Consider the following 22,427-nt stretch of genomic DNA (forward strand, 5'->3'; position numbering starts at 1 on the left):
GGGCCGGTCAGTGCGCGGCCCTGGCGCCGGTCGAGCGCGTAGGCCACCGCATTCTGGTACGCGACCTCGGCCTGGCTCAACCCCTGGATGCCGACGCCGAGGCGCGCGGCATTCATCATGATGAACATGGCGGCGAGACCCTTGTTCTCCTCGCCGACCATCCAGCCCGTCGCGCCGTCGTAATTGAGCACGCAGGTGGAGTTCGCATGGATGCCCATCTTGTGCTCGATCGAGCCGCACATCACGCCGTTGCGCTCGCCTGGCGAGCCATCCTCGTTGACCAAGAACTTGGGCACCACGAAGAGCGAGATGCCCTTGGTGCTGTCCGGCGCGCCCGGCGTCTTCGCGAGCACGAGATGGATGATGTTCTCGCTCATGTCATGCTCGCCGGCCGAGATGAAGATCTTGGTGCCGGTGATCGCATAGGAGCCGTCGCTATTGGGCACGGCCTTGGTCCGGATCATGCCGAGATCGGTGCCGCAATGCGGCTCGGTCAGGTTCATGGTACCGGTCCATTCGTTCGACACCATCTTGGGCAGGTACATTTCCTTCTGTTCCTGGCTGCCCTTGGCAATCAGCGCCGAGATCGCGCCATTGGTGAGGCCGGGATACATGCCGAAGGCCTGGTTGGCGGAGGAGATGAATTCCTCCATCACGAAGCCGAGCACGTGGGGAAGCCCCTGCCCGCCGAACTCCTCGGGCTGCGCGAGCGTGCCCCAGCCTGCTTCGCGGAACTTGTCGAAGGCCTGCTTGAACCCCTTGGGCGTGGTGACCGAGCCGTCATCGTTGCGCGTGCAGCCTTCCTGGTCACCCGGCAGGTTGAGCGGGGCGAGGACTTCGGAGCAGAACTTGCCACCTTCGTTGATCACCGCGTCGGTCACGTCGGTGCTCGCCATCTCGAAGCCCGGCAGATTGCCGTAGCCGGCGAGGTCGAGCAGCTCGTTGACGATGAAACGGGTGTCGCGGGTGGGCGCGGTGTAGCTGGGCATCTGCGTGTCCTTGGGTCTGGGTTTGGCCGGCATTCCGCCGGTGGAAGGCTAGTCAGTCGGAATCGAGATTTTCGATGTGGTCGATGAATTCGGTGAGTTCGTGAATCGAACTGTCGATGTCGTCGCGCTGTTCCTTGAGCTTGGCGACATGCGCCTTGCACTTCTCGACCGTCACGCGGCGCTGTTCGACGCGCCCGTCACCGAGGTCGTAAAGGTCGATCATCTCGCGGATCTCGGTCAGCGAGAAACCGACGTTCTTGGCGCGCATGATCCAGGCGAGACGGGCGCGGTCGCGCTTGGAATAGATGCGCGTGAGGCCGATCCGTGACGGTGCGATCAGCCCCTCGTCCTCGTAGAAGCGCAGCGCGCGGGCAGTGCAGCCGAATTCGCTCGTCAGGTCCGAGATCGAATATTGTTCGCGGCCGAGCTCGTCGGGTCGCTCGATATGGGCGCCGGCGTGGCGGCGGTCGCCATTCTCGGCGGCAAAGTCCTTGGGCAGCGGCTGGGTCATGCACTGCACATAATCGCACGTTTACGTAAGCGTCAAGTCTTGACGGGTTGGAGAACACCGTCTTCCAGCCGACGATAGAAACAGCTCGACGCACCCGTATGGCAGGTCGGCCCCGCCGGTCGACAGACCAGCAGCAGCGCATCCTGATCGCAATCGACGAGGATATCCTCCACCGAGAGAACGTGGCCCGAGCTTTCGCCCTTCTTCCACAGCCTTCCGCGCGACCGCGAATGGAAATGCGCGAAACCGGTCTCGCGCGTGGCGGCGAGTGCCTCGGCATCCATGAAGCCGAGCATCAACACATCCCGGGTCTCGTGGTGCACGACGATTGCGCTCAGCAGCCCCTTGTCGTCGAACTTCGGCATGAACCTTGTGCCCGCCTCGCGCTCGTTCACACCACTCACCATATTACCTTTCGCCTTGAACTCGGCGGCCACACTTGTTGCATGATAACCACAAAGTCGACCCAAAATCAGGCTGCCCCGCAAATGCTTGTTTGTTCGGAACGCCATTTAAGCGACACATGCCTCCGCAGGCACGTGAAGCCTGCCCACCGGAGCAGGTGCCAAAAGAGCGCCAGGTTCAGGGGGTCACGGATCCGCTGCCGCGATCGAGGGTTTACGCGGCGCATCCGGTAACGATGAGGGATGGACCCATGGTGCATGCTGGGGGGCTGCACCGACGCCGAAAGGCAGGTCCGGTTATATTCGTCACGTGGCGCCCGGGATCGCAAGGTCCCGGGCGTTTCGTTTTCAAGTCAGACGTCGAGTGCCTCGTCGAGGACGCGGGCAAAGCAGGCGATGGTGACCCTGGCCGCGCCGCCGCGCTTGAGTGCACGGACGCAGCTGTCGGTGGTCGCCCCGCTGGTCAGCACGTCGTCGACCAGCACTATGTCTCGGCCATCAATGAGGTTGGCGCGGCGCGGATTGAGCGCGATCGCTCCCGACAGGGCCCGTGCGCGCGCTTTCTTGCCGAGCCCGCCGAGTGCGGGCGTGGGCTTGGCCCTCACCAATGCATCGACGCAGAGCCCTCCATGCCCGAGCTGCTGCAACTCGCGAGCGAGCAGCGCCGCCTGGTTGAACCCGCGCCGCCACAGGCGCCAGCGATGGAGCGGGACGGGGACGATCAGACGATCGGGATCGGCCGCAGACAATCGTGCGGCGATCAGGCGGGCCAGCATCGGTGCCAGGGCGATCCGGCGACCGTGCTTGAAGGCAAGCACCAGCTGGCGCGAGACATCGGTGTAAAGCGTGCCCGCGGCAATCCCGTCGTGCCGTGGTGGCTGGGCCAGGCAGGGCGCGCAGATCGCGCCGGCTCCCGGACCGCCCTCGCCGAAAGGGCGCTGGCACGCGGCACAGCCCGGCTCACCCGGAATGACCAGCCCTTCCCAGCAGCCGGCGCACAAGCCGCCCTGCTGCGCGACGCCGCCACCGCAGGCTGGGCAGCGCGGCGGGAAGACGAAATCGATCAGCGGCGCAAGGCTGTCGGCGAGGAGGCGGCTTGTCGACACCTTCGCAGGCTGCACCGCTTGCGCCGGGCTGGCAAGCGCGGCAGGGGCTCTGCCATGGCCCAGCAAGCCCCGCCCCGCATCTTCTCGCGCCGCCGCCGGATCGCCGGCCTACGCCGGGCGCGGGTCCGCCAGGCGCATCGCAATGCCGCCCGCTACATCCTCGACGACATGGTCGAAGACGTGCTCGACCGGCTCGAATTCGTCCGCATGAACCCGCGGCGCGTGCTCGTCGTCGGCGACTGGACCGGGACGCTCGCGCTGTCGCTGCGCGGTGCGGGGGCGCAGGTCGAGGAGGAGGATGTCGCCTCGCTCGACGAGGAGTCGCCGATCGCCGGGGCGCCCTACGATCTCGTGGTCAGCCTCGCCTCGCTCGACCGGGTCAACGACCTGCCCGGTGCGCTGCTCCATATCCGCAACGCGCTGGCCGAGGGCGGCATGATGATCGCCAGCTTCCTCGGCACCGGCAGCCTGTCCAATTTGCGCCGCGCCATGCTGGCGGCGGAGCCCGACCGGCCCGCGGCACGGATGCATCCGCTGGTCGACAACCAGGCCGCCGCGGCGCTGCTGCAGCGTGCCTTGTTCAAGCGCCAGGTGGTCGACAGCCGGACGCTGACGGTATCCTTCGGCTCGCTCGACCGGTTGGTCTCGGACCTGCGCGACCAGGCCCTCGGCGGCGCGCTGGCGAGCGCCCCGCCCGCGCTCGGCAAGGCTGCGCTCGAACGCGCCGAAACCGCCTTCCGCAAGACCGCCAACACCAAGGGTCGCGTCCTCGAAAGTTTCGAGATCCTGACCCTGACTGGCTGGAAGGACTAAGCTTTCAAACTCGCCTGCGCCGCTGCGAGGCGCGCGATCGGCACGCGGTAGGGCGAAGCGCTGACGTAGTCGAGCCCGGTCGCCTCGCAGAACGCGATGCTCGCCGGGTCGCCGCCATGTTCGCCGCAGATCCCGAGCTTGAGCCCGTCGCGCGTCGCCCGCCCCCGCTCGACGGCGAGTTCGACCAGCTGGCCGACGCCGTCGACATCGAGGCTGACGAAAGGATCGCGGGCGAAGATGCCCTTCTCGACATAGGTCGTCAGGAAGCGGCCGGCATCGTCGCGGCTCACCCCGAGCGTGGTCTGGGTGAGGTCGTTGGTGCCGAAGCTGAAGAACTCGCCGACTTCGGCGATCTCGCCCGCCATCAGCGCTGCCCGCGGCAGCTCGATCATCGTCCCGACGAGATATTCAAGCGTGGTTCCGGTGGCCGCGAACACCTCCTGCGCCACGCGGTCGACGACGTCCTTGAGCAGTTCGAGCTCGCGCCGCGTCGCCACCAGTGGAATCATGATCTCGGGCACTGGCGCTTCACCGCTGCCCTGCGCCACCTGGCAGGCCGCCTCGAAGATCGCGCGCGCCTGCATCTCGTAGATCTCGGGATAGGTGATCCCGAGTCGGCACCCGCGATGGCCGAGCATGGGGTTGAATTCGTGCAGCTCGCCCGCGCGGCGGCGCAGCTTCTCGATCGGGACGCCGGTCGCCTCGGCCAGCTCCTCGAACTCGGCATCACCGTGCGGCAGGAATTCGTGGAGCGGCGGGTCGAGCAGGCGGATCGTGCAGGGCAGCCCCGCCATCACCTCGAAGATGGTGACGAAGTCGCTGCGCTGCTCGGGCAGCAGCTTGTCGAGCGCGGCGCGGCGGCCGGCCTCGCTGTCGGCGAGGATCATCTCGCGCACCGCGCTGATCCGGCCCGCGTCGAAGAACATGTGCTCGGTGCGGCACAGCCCGATCCCCTCGGCGCCGAACTGGCGCGCCATGCGGCATTCGGTCTCGGTCTCGGCATTGGTGCGCACACGCATGCGACGGTGCTTGTCGGCCCATTCCATCAGCGTGCCGAAATCGCCCGCCAGTTCGGGCTCGATGGTTGCGACCTCGCCCGCCATGACCTGGCCGTTGGCACCGTCGATGGTGATGACATCGCCCTCGGAAAGCTCGCGATTGCCGATGGTTAGCGTCCGCCCTTCGCGCGAAATCGAGACCTGCGAGGCACCCGAGACGCAAGGCCGGCCCATGCCGCGCGCGACCACGGCGGCGTGGCTGGTCATGCCGCCGCGCGCAGTGAGGATTCCGGTGGCGGCGTGCATGCCGTGAATGTCCTCGGGGCTGGTTTCGACGCGTACCAAGATGACCTTCTCGCCCCGCCCTGCCCAGGTCTCGGCAGTGTCGGCATCGAGCACGATCTTGCCGCTCGCCGCGCCGGGCGATGCCGGCAGGCCGGTGGTCAGCACGTCGCGCGGCGCATCGGGATCGAGCGTCGGATGGAGCAGCTGGTCCAATGCCATCGGGTCGACGCGCAGGATGGCGGTCTTCTCGTCGATCAGCCCCTCGCCGACCATGTCGACCGCCATCTTGAGCGCGGCCTTGGCGGTGCGCTTGCCGTTGCGCGTCTGAAGCAGCCACAGCGTGCCCTGCTGCACGGTGAACTCGATGTCCTGCATGTCGGCGTAGTGCCGCTCGAGCAGCTCGAACAGGCGCGCCAGCTCGGCAAAGGCCTCGGGCATCGCCTCTTCCATGCTCGGCTTGTCGGCTCCCGCCGCCTCGCGCCGCGCCTTGGTGAGGTATTGCGGCGTGCGGATCCCGGCGACCACGTCCTCGCCCTGTGCATTGACCAGCCATTCGCCGTAATAGGCCTTCTCGCCGGTCGAGGGATCGCGGGTGAAGGCGACGCCGGTGGCGCTGGTATCGCCCATATTGCCGAACACCATCGCCTGCACGTTGACCGCGGTGCCCATGTCATGCGGAATGTCGTTGAGGCGGCGGTAGATCTTGGCGCGGTCGGTGTCCCAGCTGTCGAACACGGCGGCGATCGCACCCCACAGTTGCTCGACCGGGTCCTGCGGGAACGGCGCGCCCAGTTCCTGCTGAACGATCGCCTTGTATTCTGCGACCAACGCCTTCCACTCCCCGGCGCTCAATTCGGTATCGGCGTAATAGCCCTGTTCTTCCTTGGCGATTTCGAGCGCTTCCTCGAACAGGCCGTGATCGACGCCGAGCACCACGTCGCCATACATCTGGATGAAGCGGCGATAGCTGTCCCAGGCGAAGCGTTCGTCGCCGCTGGTCCTCGCCAGCCCCTCGACGGTCTCGTCGTTGAGGCCGAGGTTGAGGACGGTGTCCATCATGCCGGGCATGGAGATCGCCGCGCCCGAGCGGACCGAGACGAGCAGCGGGTCGGCGGCATCGCCGAAGCCCTTGCCGACGGTTTTCTCGACATGCTTCAGCGCCTCGGCGACGTCGCTGCGCAGCTTGTCGGAGAAATCCGAGCCGCCCGCGAGATATTTGAGGCATTCCTCGGTCGCGATGGTGAAGCCCGGTGGGACCGGCAGGCCGATGCTCGCCATTTCGGCGAGGTTGGCGCCCTTGCCGCCGGTAACGGTCTTGTCCTTCTGTCGTGCATTCGTATGCGGGGCATCGCCGCCGAAGGTGAAGACCGTATCGTTCATCGTGTCCCTTCCGGGGTGACGAAGGTTACACCCCGTCACCCGATCAAAATCTTACAAGCCACTGAATTCCGGCACCCTTTGGCAAGGTGACGGACAGTGGCGCGGGCGCGAAATCAGCCCTCGATGCGGCTGAAATCGGCCACTTTGTGCACTGCAGCACGGAAGGCCGCAAGCAGGTCGAGCCGGTTGGCCCGCTTCATTTCTTCATCCGCGTTTACCGTCACTTCATCGAAGAAGCGGTCGATCGGTGCGCGCAGCGAAGCGAGCGCCGCCATCGCTTGCGCGAAGTCTTCCGCCTCAATGGCTCGCGCCGCCGCCGGTTCCGACTGTGCCAGCGCATCCATCAGCGCCTTTTCGGCCGGTTCGGGCGTGTAGGAAAGCTGTTTCGCGTGGCGCTCGGCCATCTTGGCGTCGATCACCGCCTTCATGTCGGGATCGTCGACCAGCGCCAGCGGGTCTTCTTCGCCGGTACGGGCAATTTCACCCTCGACGCCGAGCCAGTCTTCCTTCTTGAGGATATTGGCGGCGCGCTTGTAGCCGGCGAGGAGGTTGGTGCCGTCTTCGCTGTCCAGGAACGCGGCGAGCGCGCGGGCGCGAGCTTCGACTCGGTCTAGGCAGCCGTCAGTTTCGGAACCTTCTTCCCAAGCCCGCGAAGCCTGAATGAAGTCGTGACGGACACCTTCATCTTTGAGCTGTACGCCAAGTCGCTCAAAGAGGAAGTCAGCGACGCGAAGTCCGTGGATTCCGTCGAAGGGTTCACCCCAAGCCTGTGCAGCGCTCTGCAAATGGATTCGCAGGTCGTTCGCGCGCACAAGGCTCAAATACGCCAAGCCAGCACGGCGTAGGGCGAATGGATCCTTTGACCCCGTAGGCAGCAAATCGACTTTGAAAAATGAAAGAAGGTTGTCGAGCTTGTCAGCCAAACTAACCGCCACCGTCACCGGCGCGGTCGGCACTTCATCGCCCTGCCCCACCGGCTTGTAGTGATCGCGGATGGCGTCGGCGACTTCGTCGGGCAGTCCCTCGGCGCGGGCGTAGTAGCCGCCCATCAGGCCTTGCAGTTCGGGAAACTCGCCGACCATTTCGGTGACGAGATCGGCCTTGGCGAGCCGCGCAGCCTGTTCGGCCCAGTCCGCCAGTTGCTTTTTCGTCACCCCGGCCCCCGAGCCCGGGTTGTGCTTGTCTTCTGCGGCGCCGGAGGAAGCACCACCCCGGATCAAGTCCGGGGTGACGATATCGGATTCCACCAGCCAGCGCGCAAGCTTGGCGACGCGGTCGACCTTGTCGGCGACGGTGCCGAGCTTTTCGTGGAAAGTGATCCGTTCGAGGCCCTTGGCGTGCTCGGCGAGCGTCTTCTTGCGGTCGACGTCCCAGAAGAAGCGCGCGTCGGAGAGGCGGGCGGCGAGGACCTTGCGGTTGCCGTCGACCACGCGCGCGCCGCCGTCTTCAGCCTCGATATTGGCGGTGCAGATGAAGGCGTTGGCGAGTTCGCCCTGCGCATCCTCGCAGACGAAATACTTCTGGTTCACGCGCGCGGTGAGCTGGATCGTCTCGGGCGGGACCTCGAGAAAATCCTCCTCGAAGCGGCCGAGCAGCGGCACGGGCCATTCGGTGAGGCCGGCGTTCTCGATCACCAGCCCCTCGTCCTCGACGAGCTCAAGTCCGGCATCGGAGGCGACCTTGGCGGCGCCTGTGCGGATAATGTCCTGCCGCTCCGCATGGTCGACGATGACATGCCCCGCGCGGAGCTTCATCGCGTAGTCGTCGGCATTGCCGATGGTGATGTCGCCCGAGTGGTGGAAACGATGACCGAGCGTGACCGAACCCGAGGTGACGCCATGCACCTCGCATTCGACCACTTCGTCACCCAGCAGCGCGACGATGCCCGACAGCGGACGCACCCAGCGCAGCGACTCGGTGCTGATCGAAGCGGCGCCCCAGCGCATCGACTTGGGCCAGGAGAAATCGCGGACGATCGCGGGGATCGCCTCGGCGAGCAGGTCCCTGGTCGCCCGACCGGGCACGTTCTTCACCGCGAAGTAGGTTTCCCGCCCCTTCACGTCGCGCACTTCCAGATCGGCACGATCGACGCCCGCCTTGCGGCAGAAGCCGTCGAGCGCCTGATCGGGCGCACCGACCGGCGGGCCTTTCAGTTCCTCGCTCACGGCTTCGGTCGCCTCCGGCAGTCCGCGAGCAATCAGCGCGAGGCGGCGCGGGGTCGACCAGACGGTGATCTCCCCTGCCGCAACACCGGCAGACTCAAGCTCGCGGCGGAACAGCTTTTCCAGCTCGGCGCGCGCGCCAGCCTGCATGCGGGCGGGAATTTCTTCGCTGCGCAATTCGAGGAGGAAGTCGCTCATTGCCCAGCCCCCTCGTCATTGCGAGGAGCGGCAGGCGACGCGGCAATCCACGAAGTGCGGAACTGGATTGCTTCGCTACGCTCGCAATGACGGATCATGGGTTGGATGGTCACACTCATTTCGACCACTCCGGATATTTTGCGGCCCAGGCGGGCGCTTCCTTGGCCATATGCGCTTCGCAGGCGCCGCGCGCGAGGTCGCGGACGCGGCCCATGTAGCTGGCGCGTTCCTGCACGCTGATGACGCCGCGCGCCTGCAGCAGGTTGAAGATGTGGCTCGCCTCGACCGCCTGCTCGTAGGCCGCGATCGGGACATTGGCGTCGAGCGCGTTGCGGCACTCGGCCTCGGCCTTGTTGAACAGGTCGAACAGCGCATCGGTCTCGGCGATTTCGAAGTTCCACTTCGACATCTGCTTCTCGTTCTCGAGGAAGACATCGCCATAGCTCACGCCGCGATCGTTGAACGCGAGGTCGTAGACGTTGTCGACGCCCTGGATGTACATGGCGAGGCGTTCGAGCCCGTAGGTCAGCTCGCCCGCGACCGGCTTGCAGTCGAAGCCGCCCATCTGCTGGAAATAGGTGAACTGCGTGACTTCCATGCCGTCGCACCAGACTTCCCAGCCCAGCCCCCAGGCGCCGAGCGTGGGCGATTCCCAGTCGTCCTCGACGAAGCGGATGTCGTGCTTCAAGGGATCGATCCCGATGACGCGCAGGCTTTCGAGGTAGAGGTCCTGGATGTCCGCGGGGCTCGGCTTGAGGATTACCTGGTACTGGTAATAATGCTGCAGCCGGTTGGGGTTCTCGCCATAACGGCCGTCGGTCGGGCGGCGGCAGGGCTGGACGAAGGCCGCGTTCCACGGCTCGGGCCCCAATGCGCGCAGCGTGGTCGCGGTGTGGAAGGTGCCCGCGCCCATGCGCATGTCGTAGGGCTGGAGGATGAGGCATCTCTGCGCGCTCCAGAAATCGTGCAGCGCGAGGATCATGTCCTGGAAGGAATTTTGCGGATTGCGGTCCATGGCGGCGGGCAATGGCGCAAGCGCGAAACGGGGTCAATCCTGCGAAGATGCGAAGTTGGATGACATGCATGCATGACTTTTAGTAAAGGGTGTTTGACATTGGAAAGCATGCTTGACATAGGGTGCGGGCCGCTGACCCCCGTCAGGGCCGAAATCACTGCTGACAAATCCGTCGGCACAAGTAAGGAACCATGTTCATGAAATTGTCCGCCACCCACTTCGCCTGGCTCCCTGCCGCTGCGCTCCTGCTGCAGGGCTGCGCGACGGCATCCGACAGCGAGCTGGCCTCCGCTCCGACGCCCACCGTCGCGCAGCAGCAGCCGGCCGAGCGCGCCGGCCCTGCCCTGTGGAAGGTCGCCGACGAAGACACCACGATCTACCTCTTCGGGACCGTCCACGCGCTGCCCAAGGGCACCGAATGGTACGGCGGCCCGATCGAGAATGCCCTCTCCGGAGCGGACGAGCTCATCACCGAAATCCCCGCCTCGGCGGCGCAGGACCCGGCGGCGCAGCAGATGGTCATGAGCAAGGCCATGCTGCCGCAGGGCGAGACCCTGCGCGACCAGCTCAGCGACGAGGATCGCGCAAGCTACGAGGCGGCGCTCGGCACGCTCGGCATGCCGCCCGCAGCCTTCGACGCCTTCGAACCGTGGTTCGCCGGCATGAACCTGGGGGTCCTTCCGCTGATGAAGGAAGGCTATTCCGCCGAAAGCGGTGTCGAGGCGATGATCGACAAGCTGGCCCCCGCCGATGCGAAACGCGCCGGGCTGGAGTCGCTCGACGACCAGATCAATCTCTTCGACGGCCTGCCCGAGGACTCGCAGATCGCCTTCATGATGGTCGCGGCGGACAATATCGACCAGATCGCGCCGCTGATGAAGCGCATGGTGGCCGAGTGGATGGAGGGCGATGCCGACGGCCTCGCCGAGCTGATGAACCAGGGCCTGACCGATCAGGTGCTCGCCGACGCGCTGCTCTTTGATCGCAACGCGCGCTGGGCCGACTGGATCGACACGCGGCTCGACACCCCGGGCACGGTCTTCCTCGCGGTCGGAGCAGGTCATCTCGCCGGTTCGCGCAGCGTGCAGGACTATCTCGCCGGTCGCGGCCTGACCGTGACACGCCTCCAGTAATTGTCCCGCTGGCGGTCGGGCGGAAATCCAATCTTGCCAAGCGCTTCAAACAATGCAGGGAAGCGAGCGTGACCGCCCGCTCGCTCTCCTCCCTCTGCCTCGCCCTGGCGCTGCTGCTCGCCGCCTGCGGCAAGCAGGCCGACAATGCCAAGCCCGAAGGCCCCTATCCCGCCTTGTGGGAGATCACCGACAGCAAGGGCACGGTCGAGGGCTGGATGTTCGGCACGATCCACGCCCTGCCCGACGACACCAAATGGCGCTCGCCCAGGCTCGACGGCATTCTCGGCAAGGCCGACATGCTGGTGGTCGAGGTTGCCAATCTCGAGGACAGCGCCGAGCTTTCGAAAATCTTCGAGCAGATGGCCTTCGACCGCCCCGCCGGCCCGATCGCGCAGCGGATCGATCCGGACCTGACCGACGAATTCGAGACGCTGCTGGTCAGGGCCAAGGTCCGCCGCGCCTATTTCGATCCGATGGAAAGCTGGGCCGCCGCGCTGGCGCTGGCGCAGGTGGCGCAGTCGGCCAAGTCCGAAAACGGCGCCGACCGCGCGCTGCTGGCGGCCTTCGACAAGCGCGAGGTGGTCGAACTGGAGGGCGCCCGCGGGCAACTCGAAATCTTCGACGGCCTGCCCGAGACCGAGCAGCGCGACCTGCTCAATGCCGTGCTCAAGGAATCGCGCGATTACGACGACGGGATCGGCACGCTCGCCAAGGCCTGGTTGGCAGGCGACACCGACCAGCTCCAGCAGCTGACCCGGCGCGGCATCCTGGCCGATCCCGAACTTGTCCAGGCCCTGCTCGTCGATCGCAACGCCAATTGGGCGGCGCAGATCGAGAACCTCCTCTCTGCGCGCGAAAAACCGCTGATCGCGGTCGGCGCGGGGCATTTGCTCGGCGAAGCGGGGCTTCCCGTCATGCTCGAGGCGCGTGGATACAAGGTCCGGCGCATCGAATAGAGCGACGCGCTCTTCGCGCTTGCTTTTCCCGCGCATCCTGCTAGGCGCGCGCCTCCGGCACCATGGTCATCCCTGGAGGCGTGGTGGACCGGGTAACCAATATGCATTCGAAAGGTAAGTGACATGAGCGACGCTCTGACCCTGCCGGCCGAGACGCGCGAACGGGCTGGCAAGGGAGCCTCCCGTGCACTGCGTCGCGAAGGCCGTGTCCCCGCCGTGATCTATGGCGGCAAGGAAGAACCCACCCTGATTCACGTGGAAGAGAAGGAACTGATCCGTCAGCTGATGACCGGTCACTTCATGAACTCGATCGTCGAGATCGAAGTGGGCGGCAAGACGCTGCGCACGCTTCCCAAGGACGTCGCCCTGCACCCCGTCAACGACCGCCCCGAGCACGTCGACTTCCTGCGTCTGTCGAAGAACGCCAAGGTCGAAGTCAGCGTCCCGGTCGTGTTCACCAACGAAGAAGCTTCGCCGGGCCTCAAGAAGGGCGGCGTGCTGAACATCGTCCGTCACGAGCTCGAACTGGTCTGCGAAGCCGACAAGATCCCCAGCGAGATCGAAATCGACGTCACCGGCAAGGCCGTCGGCGATTCGATCCATATCAGCGAAGTGACCCTGCCCCAGGGCAGCGAGAGCGCGATCACCGATCGCGACTTCACCATCGCCACGCTGGTCGCTCCCTCGGCGCTCAAGAAGGCCGAAGGCGACACCACGCAGGAAGGTGAAACCACTGCCGCCGACGTGCCCGCCACCGAGCAGGACGCCGAGGAAGAAGCAGAAGGCGAAGACGAAGGCGGCGAGGACTGATCCTTTCCACCGGCCGTTTCGGCTTATACGAGACGCCGGCCCCCAGCGGGGCCGGCGTTTTGCGTTGGGAGAGCCGCGATGACCGATGCCCCGACCTATCTCGACGTCTCGCCGCAGGCGGGCGCGCGCTTTTTCGGCACGCCCGGCGACGGGCCGGTGGTCATGCTCAACCTCCTGCGCTTTCGCGACCGCGCCGATTACAGCCATGCTCGCGATCTCGAACCCGAGGGGGGCGCGACCGGCGCCGAGGCCTATGCCCGCTACATGGCCGAGCTCGAACCCCTGCTGACGGCCAGCGGCGGCGAAGTGCTGTTCGCCGGCAAGGCCGATGCCTTCCTCATTGGCCCCGACGCCGAACAATGGGACTTCGCCATGCTGGTGAAGCAGGCGAGCAAGGCCAGCTTCCTGGCCTTCGCCTCCGACCCGGCGGCTCAGCGCATCACGCAGCATCGCACTGCGGCCCTGAGCGATTCGCGCCTGCTGCCGCTCTGGCCTGCAAACGCGCCCGCCTAGGGCTTGGGTTTGCGGCGGTCACCGGCTAACAGCGCGCCATGCAGATCTGGACAGGCCTCGGAAATCCCGGACCGCAATATGCGATGCACCGGCACAATGTCGGCTTCATGGCGGTCGACGTCATTGCCGACATGTACGGTTTCGGCCCGATGCAGAAGAAGTTTTCGGGCTGGGTCCGCGAGGGTCGTATCGGCACGCAGAAGATCCTGCTGCTCAAGCCCGCGACCTTCATGAACGAAAGCGGCCGCGCGGCGGGCGAGGCGCTGCGCTTCTACAAGCTCGAGCCCGACGCGCTGACCGTGTTCCACGACGAGCTCGACCTCGCGCCCTTCAAGGTCAAGGTCCGCACCGGAGGGGGGCTGGCCGGGCACAATGGACTGCGCTCGATCGCGCAGCACCTCGGCCCCGATTTTCGCCGCGTGCGCATCGGCATCGGCCATCCCGGATCGAAGGAACGCGTCCACGGCCATGTGCTGGGCAACTACACCAAGGCGGAAATGGACGACCTCGCCGACATGCTCGGCGCGATCGGCGCGGAAGCGGAATGGCTCGCGCGCGGCGACGATGCGCGCTTCATGAGCGAATACGCGCTGCGGCTGCAGGACTAGCAGCGTGCAACGCGTCCTCGTCGTCGGACCATGCGGCGCGGGCAAATCCACGCTCGGCTTCGCGCTTGCCGAACGGCTCGGCCTGCCGCTGTTCCACATGGACCGGCTCAACTGGCAGCCGGGCTGGGTCGAATCCGCCCCGCAGGATCTGCTCGACCGGATCGATGAGGTGATCGCGCAGGAGCGCTGGGTGCTCGAGGGGAACTATGGCGGCTCGCTCGAGCGCCGCCTGCCACGGGCCGATACGGTCGTGTTGCTCGACTATCCGATAGTTCTGTGCCTCTGGCGCCTGCTGGCGCGCATCAGGAAGTGGCGAGGCCGCACGCGGCCGGACATGACTCCGGGGTGTGAAGAGCGGTTCGATCTCGCCTTCTTCTTGTATGTCGCGCGCTGGCGGTCCGGGCCGGGCAAGCGCCTGGAGCAGCGGCTCGCACCCCATTCCGAAAAACTCGTTCGCCTGAAATCCCCGCGGCAAGCCGCGGCCTGGCTCGCGACTCTCGAAGCGGCCTAAAGCAGCAATGTCGCGAGGCCGAGGAACACACCCATGCTGGCGACGTCGCTCATCGTGGTCAGGAAAATGCTCGATGCGGTCGCCGGATCGGCGCCGAGCCGCTTGAGCGTCAGCGGGATCAGCGCCCCCGCGATCCCGCTGACGGTGCAGGCCAGCACCATCGAGATCAGCACGACGATCCCGAACCAGACCGGATCGGCCTCACCCTGGATCAGCGCGTAGGCATACATGCCCGCGCCTGCCGTGACCCCGACGAGCAGGCCGTTGGCGAAACCGAGCGTCCCTTCCTTGCGCACCAGGTGGCGGGCGCTGTCGGCATTGACCTCGCCCAGCGTCATGCCGCGCAATGCCACGGCCAGCGCCTGGCATCCGGTATTGCCCGTCTGTCCCGCCATCACCGGGAGGAAGACCGCGAGGATGACGAGCCGGCTGAGCGTATCCTCGAACAGGCCGACCACCGCCGCCGCGACGAAGGCGGTGAGCAGGTTCACCTGCAGCCAGGGATGGCGCAGCTTGAGGCTGGTCAGCAGCGGCGTGAACAGCCGTTCCTCCTTCTCGACGCCGACCATTTCACCCGCCTGCGCCGACAGCTCGATCGCGCGATTGGCGAAGAGTTCGGCCCCGCGCACGAGCCCGACGAGCCGGTAATCGGCATCGACGATGGGATAGACCGGGAAATGCTTGCGCAGCGCCGCCTTCAGCGCATCGCCGAGCGACATGTCGCGTTGCAGCGCGAAGGGATCCTTGATCATGATCTCTTCCAGCGTGGTCTCCGGCGTCGCGAGCAGCATTTCGCGCATAACCACGAGGCCGAGCAAATGGTTCGAGCCATCGACGACGTAGAGATAGGTGATGAAAGCGGCGCGAACCTGCTGGCGGAGGACCTCGGTCGCTTCGGCGACGGTGGTGGTGGGCGCGAAGATGCCCACCGCGGGTTGCATCAGGCTGGCGACGGTATTCTCCGTCTTTCCGGTGCGCAGAAGCGCCTCGGCCCGCTCCTCTGCTTCGCTCAGAACCATGGTCGACATATTTTAAGGACCCCCGTTGGCGATTCGTTCGCGACCCGGCCCCTTCTGTTATGCTTAACGATTAGAGCATTGCGGGGCGCAAGCAAAACACTTCCGGCGCTGGCAAAATCCGAACCGGCGCGGCATGCTGCCTCCGAGAGGAGAGAACCATGCCCGACCTGACCCGCCGCTCCCTGCTTGCCGGGGCCGCCGCCACCGGCGCACTTGCCTCCACGACGAAGCTTGCCGCCCGGGATGTTCTGGAAGCCGCGCCCGACCTGGCCGGTAAGGCCGTCCTCATCACCGGCACTTCTTCGGGCTTCGGGCGACTTGCAAGCGAACACTTCGCCCGCCTCGGAGCGACAGTGTTCGCCACGATGCGCAACACTCCGCGTCCCGAAGCCGAGGAGCTGCGGCAACTGGCGCGCGACGAGAAGCTGGACATCCACGTGCTGCAGCTCGACGTCCTTCTCGACGACGAAGTGGCGCAGGCGGTGGCCGAAGCCGAGCGCATCGCCGGCCGCGGGCTCGACGTGCTGGTCAACAATGCCGGGATCGGCATCACCGGCCCGGTCGAGGTGCAGGACATGGAGGCGACCAGACTGGCCTTCGATACCAACGTCCTCGGTTACCATCGTCTAGCTCGCGCGGTGCTGCCCGGAATGCGCGCGCGCCAGCAGGGGCACATCTTCGCCGTCGCAAGCCAGCTCGGCCGCGTGATCGTGCCCTATGCGGGCCATTATTCGGCGACCAAGTTCGCGGTCGAAGCGATGTTCGAACAGCTCGCCTACGAGCTCGTGCCGCACAATATCGGCGTCACAGTGATCGAACCCGGCGGCTATCCGACCCAGGTCTGGGTCAACCGCAACCGCTATTCCCGCGAGCTGAAGGAACGCGCCTCGCCGCTCCACTTGGACGGCTATCCGCAGGTGGTCGCGCGCATGGGAACCGAGGACGGATCGGGCCGCAGCGCCGATCCGATGGACGTTCCGCGCGCGATAGCGAAAGTCCTCGGCATGGCTCCCGGCACGCGCCCCGTCCGCCTGCCGGTCAGCGGCGGCGCGATCCCGCAGGTCGCGATCAACGAGGTCTGCGCCAGGACACAGCTCGGCTGGCTCGGCGAGAGCGGCTACGGCCCGCTGATCAAGGCGGTGCACAACGCCTGACGCTCTGGCATTTCGCGCAGGCCCCGTCTAAGGCGCGCGCCACACACATTTTCCGGAGTTTCTGATGGGTTTCCGCTGCGGGATCGTCGGCCTGCCGAATGTCGGCAAGTCCACCCTGTTCAATGCACTGACCGAGACGCAGGCCGCGCAGGCCGCGAACTATCCCTTCTGCACGATCGAGCCGAATGTCGGCCAGGTCGCCGTGCCCGACGCGCGGCTCGACCGGATCGCCGCCATCGCCGGATCGGCCAAGATCATCCCGACCCAGCTCGCCTTCGTCGACATTGCGGGCCTGGTGAAGGGCGCGAGCAAGGGCGAAGGCCTGGGCAACCAGTTCCTCGGCAACATCCGCGAGGTCGACGCGATCGTCCACGTGCTGCGCTGCTTCGAGGACGACGACATCCAGCATGTCGCCAACAAGGTCGACCCGCTGGCCGACGCCGAAGTGGTCGAGACCGAGCTGCTGCTGGCCGATCTCGAAAGCCTCGAAAAGCGCGTTCCCGCGGCGCAGAAGCGCGCCACCGGCGGCGACAAGGAAGCCAAGCTCACCGCCTCGGTGCTCGGCCAGGCGCTCGAGCTGCTGCGCGACGGCAAGCCCGCGCGACTGACCGAACCCAGAGACGAGGAAGAAGCGCGCGTCTTCCGCCAGGCGCAGCTGCTCACCGCCAAGCCCGTGCTCTACGTCTGCAACGTCGCCGAGGAAGACGCCGCCACCGGCAATGCGCTGAGCGAGCAGGTCTTCGCCAAGGCCGCGACGGAAGGTGCCGAAGCGGTGGTCGTCTCCGCCGCGATCGAGGCCGAGCTGGTCGCCATGCCGGTCGAGGACCGCGCCGAATTCCTGGCCGAACTCGGGCTCGAGGAATCGGGCCTCAGCCGCGTCATCAAGGCCGGCTACAAGCTGCTCGGCCTGCAGACCTTCTTCACCTGCGGCCCCAAGGAAGCGCGCGCATGGACCTTCCCCGCCGGCGCCAAGGCGCCGCAGGCGGCGGGCGAGATCCACACCGATTTCGAGCGCGGCTTTATTCGCGCTGAAACAATTGCCTTCGATGACTACGTCGCCCTCGGTGGCGAAAGCGGTGCGCGCGAGGCGGGCAAGCTGCGCCAGGAAGGCAAGGAGTACCTGGTGCAGGACGGCGACGTCATGCTGTTCAAGTTCAACGTCTGAGGAAAACCCCATGAACCGGATCGCCGCCGCCCTCGCCCTCGCTCTCGTGTCGGCGGTCTCGGGGTGCACGACCTACGCCGAAGCGCCGCTTGCGAGCGCGCCGGCTGTCGAACGGCGCGAACCGGTGACGATCCTCGTCTCGATCGACGGCTTCCGGTCCGACTATCTCGATCGCGGCCTGACGCCGACGCTGTCGCGTCTCGCGGCGGAGGGCGTGCGCGCCTCGATGCGCCCGTCCTTCCCGTCGAAGACCTTTCCCAACCACTGGACGCTGGTCACCGGGCTCGTCCCCGACCATCACGGCATTACCGCCAACAGCATGGAAGATTCCGAGAGGCCGGACGAGACCTTCACCATGGCCACGGTCGATCCCTGGTGGTGGAGCGAGGCCAAGCCCATCTGGGTCGAGGCCGAGGAAGCGGGCATTCGCAGCGCGGCGATGTTCTGGCCCGGCTCCGCAGTTCCCTGGGGCGGCACGGCGGTGCGCTACGGCCCGGTCACCGACGGCGAGATGGCGAGCGACTGGCAGGCCTTCAGCATGCAGGTGACCAACACCCAGCGCGTCAATGCCGTGCTCGACTGGCTGCGCCGCCCGGCCGACATCCGCCCGAAATTCGTCACGCTCTATTTCGACACGGTCGACAGCGCCGGGCACGACGGCGGCCCGCTGAGCGAGGAAGTCGATGCCGCCCTGCGCGATATCGATCGCCACATCGCCGACCTAGTGACCGGGCTGGACACGCTCCACCAGCCCGCCAACCTCGTGATCGTCGCCGATCACGGAATGGCGACGACCGGATCGGACAAGATGGTCGTGCTCGCCGATATCGTCGATCCATCGCTCTATCGGCTGGTCGAAGGCGGCGCCTACGCGACATTCGAGCCGACCGAGGGCAATACCGCCGCGCTCGAAGCTGCGCTGCTGCGCCCCCACGAGCATATGGAGTGCTGGCGCAAGTCCGAGATCCCGACGCGTTTCGAATACGGCACGCATCGGCGCATCCCGCCCTATTTCTGCCTGCCCGACACGGGCTGGACGATCGCACCCACCGCATCGGAGGGACGCTGGAGCGGAGGGAACCACGGCTACGATCCCTTCGCGCCCGAAATGGCCGCGCTGTTCATCGCCAACGGCCCGGCCTTCCGCAATGGCCGCACCCTCGACAGCTTCCGGAACACGGCTGTCACACCGCTGCTGCGGAAGCTCGTCGGACTGCCGCAGGCTGCGCGCAGCGACGGCAGACTCGCGGACGTCGCCGACGCGCTCGCATCACAAAACTAGCCCCGTCGAGGAACAGCCCCGCCCCCTCCCCGTTGGCATACAAAGTTCAACGGGGAGACATCGGTGGTCGACAAGTCCGAAAAATTCAGCACGCTGGTCCGGGTCGGCTACTTCAGCCGCGCGATCCTCTATTCGGTGCTCGGCCTGATCGCACTGACCAGCGCGGGGCGAATCAGCAAGGGCACCAACGGTATCTTCGAGGCGATCCGCGACTTTCCGCTGGGCACGCTGGTGCTGTGGCTGATGGTCGTCGGCCTGCTGGCCTACGCCCTGTTCCGTTTCGCCTCGACCTTTTTCGACATCGAGAACCAGGGCAGCGACACGACCGGCTGGGCCCATCGCCTCGGCCATGCGGGCAGCGCGATCGGCCATCTAGCGCTCGCCTATTCGGCCTACAAGTTCGCCACCGCGGGGCGCGACAGCGGCGGTGGTGCGCAGGAAGCGGCTTCGGGCGTGCTGTCGATGGAATTCGGCGGGGTGGTGCTCGGCCTGCTCGGTATCGCCTTCTTCGCTACCGCCTTCTTCCAGGCGAAGAAGGGCCTGACAGGCAGTTTCATGCACCGGATCAGCGCGCAGGCTCCCGGCCAGACCAAGCTGATCGGCAGCATCGGCTATGTCGCGCGGGCGGTGGTCTTCCTCGTGATCGGTTGGTCGCTGTTCAAAACCGGCTTCATGTCGGGTGGCTCGGAGCAGGTGAAAACGCTCGGCGACGCGGTCGCCAGCCTCGCCGGTGAAGGCATCGTCTTCACCCTTGTCGCGATCGGCCTGCTCGCCTTCGGTCTCTTCAGCCTGGTGCTCTCCCGCTATCGGATCATTCCCGACATGGGCTCGCACGGAAGGGTGCCGCAGTTCCGCGCCTGACTTGAAAGATACCCCCTGGGGGTATATCTTATAGGCATGACGAAGACGGCAAAGCTCTACCGCATGGTGATGGACAAGCATGTCTGTCCCTATGGCATCAAGTCGAAATGGCTGCTCGAACGTGAGGGCTACGAGGTCGAGGACCATCACCTCACCACGCGCGAGCAGACCGACGCCTTCAAGGGAGAGCACGGGGTCGAGACGACTCCGCAGACCTTCATCGATGGCCGGCGGATCGGCGGCTACACCGCGCTGCGCGCGCATTTCGGCCGTCGCGAGGCAGACGAAGGCGGCACCAGCTACACGCCGGTGATCGCGGTCTTCGCGGTCGGTGCGGCGCTGGCGATAGCGCTCAGCCTGTTCGCCTTCGGAGCGCCCTTCACCGTCCGCACGGCGGAATGGTTCGTCGCCTTCTCCATGGCCATGCTCGCCATGCTCAAGCTGCAGGACGTCGAACAGTTCTCGACCATGTTCGTCGGCTACGACCAGCTCGGTCGGCGCTGGGTCCCCTACGCCTATGCCTATCCCTTTCTCGAGGCGACGGCTGCGGTGCTGATGGCCGGGCGCCTGCTACCCTGGCTGTCGATCCCGATCGCGCTGGTCATCGGCACGATCGGCGCGGTCAGCGTGTTCTACGCGGTCTATATCCAGAAGCGCGAGATCAAATGCGCCTGCGTCGGTGGCAGCGGCAACGTCCCGCTCGGCTTCGTCTCGCTGACCGAAAACCTCGCCATGATTGGCATGGGGATTTGGATGTTGCTTCGCCCGACCTTGTGATCCATTGCAACCTGCAATGCAGTTTTACGAAGACATCGCCGTCGGGCACAAGCAGGCCTTCGGGCAGTACGAGGTCACCCGCGAGGAGGTGATCGATTTCGCGTCCAAATACGATCCGCAGCCCTTCCATCTCGACGACGAGGCCGCGGCGCAGACGCATTTCGGGCGCATCTCGGCGAGCGGCTGGCACACCTGTGCCATGACCATGTCGATGCTGGTCGAGAACCTGAAGGCCAACAAGCAGGCCGGCCTGGGATCGCCGGGCGTCGACCAGCTGCGCTGGAAGAAGCCCGTCTATCCGGGCGACACGCTCCGCTGCGAGAGCGAGGTCATCGAGAAACGACGCAGCGCCTCGCGCCCCGAAATGGGTATCTTCAAGAGCCGGTTGACGGTGTTCAACCAGAACGACGAACCGGTGATGGAAATGGTCTCGAACGGCCTCATCCGCGCGTGCGACCCGGAAGCGACCGACTAGCAACGGGACGCTTGACCTTGATGTCACCTGTCGGTTACATGTAACCTGCGGGTTACAGAGAGGTAGCGCCATGTCCCATATCGACGATGCCGACCGGTTGGCGCGCAAGCGCAGCACCATGCTTCCGGTCATTGCGATCATCTTCGTTCAGCAATTCCTGGTCTTCAACACCGCCGACGGGACGGTCGCGATCGTTCTCCAGGTGGCCTGGGTGGTGATGTCGCTGCTAGCCACGCTGACGCTGCTCACGGGCGGAATGTGGCTCCACACCCGCGCACTTCGCAGCCTGATCAACGACGAACTGAGCGAGAGCAACCGGCAGAAGGGTGTGGCTGCCGCCTTCGTCTCGGCGATGCTGGTCGCGGTGCTGATCTTCGCGGTCGCCCCCTTCGAACCGATCCCGACGCAAAGGGCCGCGCATCTCGTGGTGACCGTATCGTTGGCCGTGGGCCTGCTGGTCTTCGCGCTCGCGGAGCGCAAGTCGCTTGGCTGAGCAGCTGGTCAACCGCATCCGCGAGCGGCGCGAGGCGGCGGGCTGGACGCAGGCCGAGCTGGCGGAACGGGTCGGCGTGAGCCGCAAGACGATCAACACGGTCGAGAACGGCGTGTTCGTCCCCTCCACCGTGGTCGCACTGAAGATCGCGCGCGCGCTCGAAACGCCGGTCGAAGGGTTGTTCACCCTCGCGGAGTGATCACGCGCCGCACTGGGCCATGCCCGGTTTGCGGTAGACGACCTGTTCATTGGAATCGCGGATCGTGAGCGTGGCCGGGTAGTCGCTCGTCTCCTCGCCCGATTGCTCGCCCTCCGCCTCGTCGAGATCGAGCACCATCGAATAGGCCTTCCCGTCGTATTTCCGACGCGCGAGATAGGGCAGTTCCCTGCTTCCCTTGTCCGCCGCCATCGTCACCAACTCGCTGCCGCGCAGGAAATGCCCGGTCTCGGCCATCGCCAGCGCAACCGCGGAAAGGCCACCTCCTTCGGGCGCAAAGCTGCACCCCGCCCCGAACAGGTCGTGTTGCTCGATCTCGCGATAGCGGATCGGCGCGAGTTCGAGCTGTTCGGGCGGCGGCGTCTGGTTGGCTTCGACCTCGGCGACCGCGGCCGCGCGCTCCTCTTCGGTAGGTTCATTCGAACACGCGGCGAGCGCCAGCGCACAAACCAGGACCAATCTGCGCATCAGTTCCTCCCGAAGAGCTTCTCGACGTCTGCCACGCTAAACCGACCGCTGTCGAGGCATGAAAAGCGGCGAAATTCGAGGAATTCAAAACCACCTCCGGTCTGCAAGGGCAAGTTTGAGCCCT

General features: G+C 65.9%; 24 protein-coding genes. 15 read left to right on the forward strand and 9 right to left on the reverse strand.

Going from position 1 to position 22,427, the window contains the following annotated elements; translation table 11 throughout:
• From ACN4E0_RS09495 to ACN4E0_RS09510, 4 genes are all read right to left on the reverse strand, one after another.
• Window positions 1-989: acyl-CoA dehydrogenase family protein (locus ACN4E0_RS09495; protein ID WP_419567395.1), on the reverse strand; the 989-nt coding region annotated here is incomplete at its 3' end.
• Window positions 990-1,041: 52 nt separating this feature from the next.
• Window positions 1,042-1,500, reverse strand: a complete 459-nt coding sequence (locus ACN4E0_RS09500) for a MerR family transcriptional regulator (protein WP_419567396.1) — start codon at window positions 1,498-1,500, stop codon at window positions 1,042-1,044.
• 32 nt (window positions 1,501-1,532) lie between these two features.
• Window positions 1,533-1,907 carry a phosphoribosyl-AMP cyclohydrolase gene (gene hisI, locus ACN4E0_RS09505; RefSeq protein ID WP_419567643.1) on the reverse strand — a complete coding sequence of 125 codons (375 nt, stop codon included), beginning with the start codon at window positions 1,905-1,907 and terminating at the stop codon, window positions 1,533-1,535.
• Between the two features lie 350 nt (window positions 1,908-2,257).
• A complete protein-coding gene (locus ACN4E0_RS09510) occupies window positions 2,258-3,010 on the reverse strand; it encodes a double zinc ribbon domain-containing protein (RefSeq protein ID WP_419567398.1) in 753 nt (250 codons plus the stop codon).
• A gap of 54 nt (window positions 3,011-3,064) precedes the next feature.
• Between ACN4E0_RS09510 and ACN4E0_RS09515 the strand changes: the two genes are divergently transcribed.
• Window positions 3,065-3,823 (forward strand): class I SAM-dependent methyltransferase, encoded by a 759-nt coding sequence (locus ACN4E0_RS09515; protein ID WP_419567400.1) that lies wholly within the window; start codon window positions 3,065-3,067, stop codon window positions 3,821-3,823.
• Here the strand turns inward: ACN4E0_RS09515 and ppdK are convergent.
• The 3 genes from ppdK to ACN4E0_RS09530 form a co-directional block, all read right to left on the reverse strand.
• Window positions 3,820-6,486 (reverse strand): pyruvate, phosphate dikinase, encoded by a 2,667-nt coding sequence (ppdK, locus tag ACN4E0_RS09520; protein WP_419567402.1) that lies wholly within the window; start codon window positions 6,484-6,486, stop codon window positions 3,820-3,822. The genes ACN4E0_RS09515 and ppdK overlap by 4 nt on opposite strands.
• A gap of 113 nt (window positions 6,487-6,599) precedes the next feature.
• Window positions 6,600-8,846, reverse strand: a complete 2,247-nt coding sequence (gene glyS, locus ACN4E0_RS09525) for a glycine--tRNA ligase subunit beta (RefSeq protein ID WP_419567404.1) — start codon at window positions 8,844-8,846, stop codon at window positions 6,600-6,602.
• A 115-nt stretch (window positions 8,847-8,961) separates the two neighbouring features.
• On the reverse strand, window positions 8,962-9,861 hold the full coding sequence (locus ACN4E0_RS09530; RefSeq protein WP_419567405.1) for a glycine--tRNA ligase subunit alpha: 900 nt from the start codon (window positions 9,859-9,861) through the stop codon (window positions 8,962-8,964).
• A gap of 197 nt (window positions 9,862-10,058) precedes the next feature.
• On the opposite strand from ACN4E0_RS09530, the gene ACN4E0_RS09535 reads away from it, so the two are divergent.
• The 6 genes from ACN4E0_RS09535 to ACN4E0_RS09560 all read left to right on the forward strand — a co-directional run bounded on the left by ACN4E0_RS09535 (window position 10,059) and on the right by ACN4E0_RS09560 (window position 14,392).
• The gene (locus ACN4E0_RS09535; protein WP_419567406.1) at window positions 10,059-10,994 is read left to right on the forward strand and encodes a TraB/GumN family protein; all 936 of its coding nucleotides are present in this window, start codon (window positions 10,059-10,061) and stop codon (window positions 10,992-10,994) included.
• 68 nt (window positions 10,995-11,062) lie between these two features.
• Window positions 11,063-11,950, forward strand: a complete 888-nt coding sequence (locus ACN4E0_RS09540) for a TraB/GumN family protein (protein ID WP_419567407.1) — start codon at window positions 11,063-11,065, stop codon at window positions 11,948-11,950.
• A gap of 123 nt (window positions 11,951-12,073) precedes the next feature.
• On the forward strand, window positions 12,074-12,760 hold the full coding sequence (locus ACN4E0_RS09545) for a 50S ribosomal protein L25/general stress protein Ctc (protein ID WP_419567408.1): 687 nt from the start codon (window positions 12,074-12,076) through the stop codon (window positions 12,758-12,760).
• Window positions 12,761-12,838: 78 nt separating this feature from the next.
• Window positions 12,839-13,273, forward strand: a complete 435-nt coding sequence (locus ACN4E0_RS09550) for a DUF1330 domain-containing protein (protein WP_419567409.1) — start codon at window positions 12,839-12,841, stop codon at window positions 13,271-13,273.
• Window positions 13,274-13,311: 38 nt separating this feature from the next.
• Window positions 13,312-13,881, forward strand: a complete 570-nt coding sequence (gene pth, locus ACN4E0_RS09555; RefSeq protein ID WP_419567410.1) for an aminoacyl-tRNA hydrolase — start codon at window positions 13,312-13,314, stop codon at window positions 13,879-13,881.
• A gap of 4 nt (window positions 13,882-13,885) precedes the next feature.
• Complete coding sequence (locus ACN4E0_RS09560; RefSeq protein WP_419567411.1) at window positions 13,886-14,392, forward strand: AAA family ATPase; 507 nt, start codon at window positions 13,886-13,888, stop codon at window positions 14,390-14,392.
• Here ACN4E0_RS09560 and ACN4E0_RS09565 read toward each other — a convergent pair.
• Complete coding sequence (locus tag ACN4E0_RS09565) at window positions 14,389-15,420, reverse strand: magnesium transporter (RefSeq protein ID WP_419567412.1); 1,032 nt, start codon at window positions 15,418-15,420, stop codon at window positions 14,389-14,391. The genes ACN4E0_RS09560 and ACN4E0_RS09565 overlap by 4 nt on opposite strands.
• A 149-nt stretch (window positions 15,421-15,569) precedes the next feature.
• Here ACN4E0_RS09565 and ACN4E0_RS09570 point away from each other — a divergent pair, with 149 nt between their 5' ends.
• The 8 genes from ACN4E0_RS09570 to ACN4E0_RS09605 all read left to right on the forward strand — a co-directional run bounded on the left by ACN4E0_RS09570 (window position 15,570) and on the right by ACN4E0_RS09605 (window position 21,817).
• On the forward strand, window positions 15,570-16,565 hold the full coding sequence (locus tag ACN4E0_RS09570; RefSeq protein WP_419567413.1) for an SDR family oxidoreductase: 996 nt from the start codon (window positions 15,570-15,572) through the stop codon (window positions 16,563-16,565).
• 64 nt (window positions 16,566-16,629) lie between these two features.
• Window positions 16,630-17,730: a redox-regulated ATPase YchF gene (gene ychF, locus ACN4E0_RS09575; protein ID WP_419567414.1), complete on the forward strand. Its 1,101-nt coding sequence runs from the start codon at window positions 16,630-16,632 to the stop codon at window positions 17,728-17,730.
• 10 nt (window positions 17,731-17,740) lie between these two features.
• Complete coding sequence (locus tag ACN4E0_RS09580; RefSeq protein ID WP_419567416.1) at window positions 17,741-19,012, forward strand: ectonucleotide pyrophosphatase/phosphodiesterase; 1,272 nt, start codon at window positions 17,741-17,743, stop codon at window positions 19,010-19,012.
• A gap of 63 nt (window positions 19,013-19,075) precedes the next feature.
• On the forward strand, window positions 19,076-19,873 hold the full coding sequence (locus ACN4E0_RS09585; protein WP_419567417.1) for a DUF1206 domain-containing protein: 798 nt from the start codon (window positions 19,076-19,078) through the stop codon (window positions 19,871-19,873).
• Between the two features lie 36 nt (window positions 19,874-19,909).
• On the forward strand, window positions 19,910-20,650 hold the full coding sequence (locus ACN4E0_RS09590) for a MauE/DoxX family redox-associated membrane protein (protein ID WP_419567418.1): 741 nt from the start codon (window positions 19,910-19,912) through the stop codon (window positions 20,648-20,650).
• A gap of 16 nt (window positions 20,651-20,666) precedes the next feature.
• Window positions 20,667-21,125 (forward strand): MaoC family dehydratase, encoded by a 459-nt coding sequence (locus ACN4E0_RS09595; protein ID WP_419567420.1) that lies wholly within the window; start codon window positions 20,667-20,669, stop codon window positions 21,123-21,125.
• A gap of 70 nt (window positions 21,126-21,195) precedes the next feature.
• Complete coding sequence (locus ACN4E0_RS09600; RefSeq protein ID WP_419567422.1) at window positions 21,196-21,618, forward strand: hypothetical protein; 423 nt, start codon at window positions 21,196-21,198, stop codon at window positions 21,616-21,618.
• The gene (locus tag ACN4E0_RS09605; RefSeq protein ID WP_419567424.1) at window positions 21,611-21,817 is read left to right on the forward strand and encodes a helix-turn-helix transcriptional regulator; all 207 of its coding nucleotides are present in this window, start codon (window positions 21,611-21,613) and stop codon (window positions 21,815-21,817) included. The genes ACN4E0_RS09600 and ACN4E0_RS09605 overlap by 8 nt, the downstream gene beginning before the upstream one ends.
• On the opposite strand, the gene ACN4E0_RS09610 is transcribed toward ACN4E0_RS09605, so the two are convergent.
• Window positions 21,818-22,303 (reverse strand): hypothetical protein, encoded by a 486-nt coding sequence (locus ACN4E0_RS09610; protein WP_419567425.1) that lies wholly within the window; start codon window positions 22,301-22,303, stop codon window positions 21,818-21,820.
• Between the last annotated feature and the right edge of the window lie 124 nt (window positions 22,304-22,427).

The sequence above is a fragment of the Qipengyuania sp. genome (genome assembly GCF_048550555.1).
Taxonomy (GTDB): Bacteria; Pseudomonadota; Alphaproteobacteria; order Sphingomonadales; family Sphingomonadaceae; genus Qipengyuania.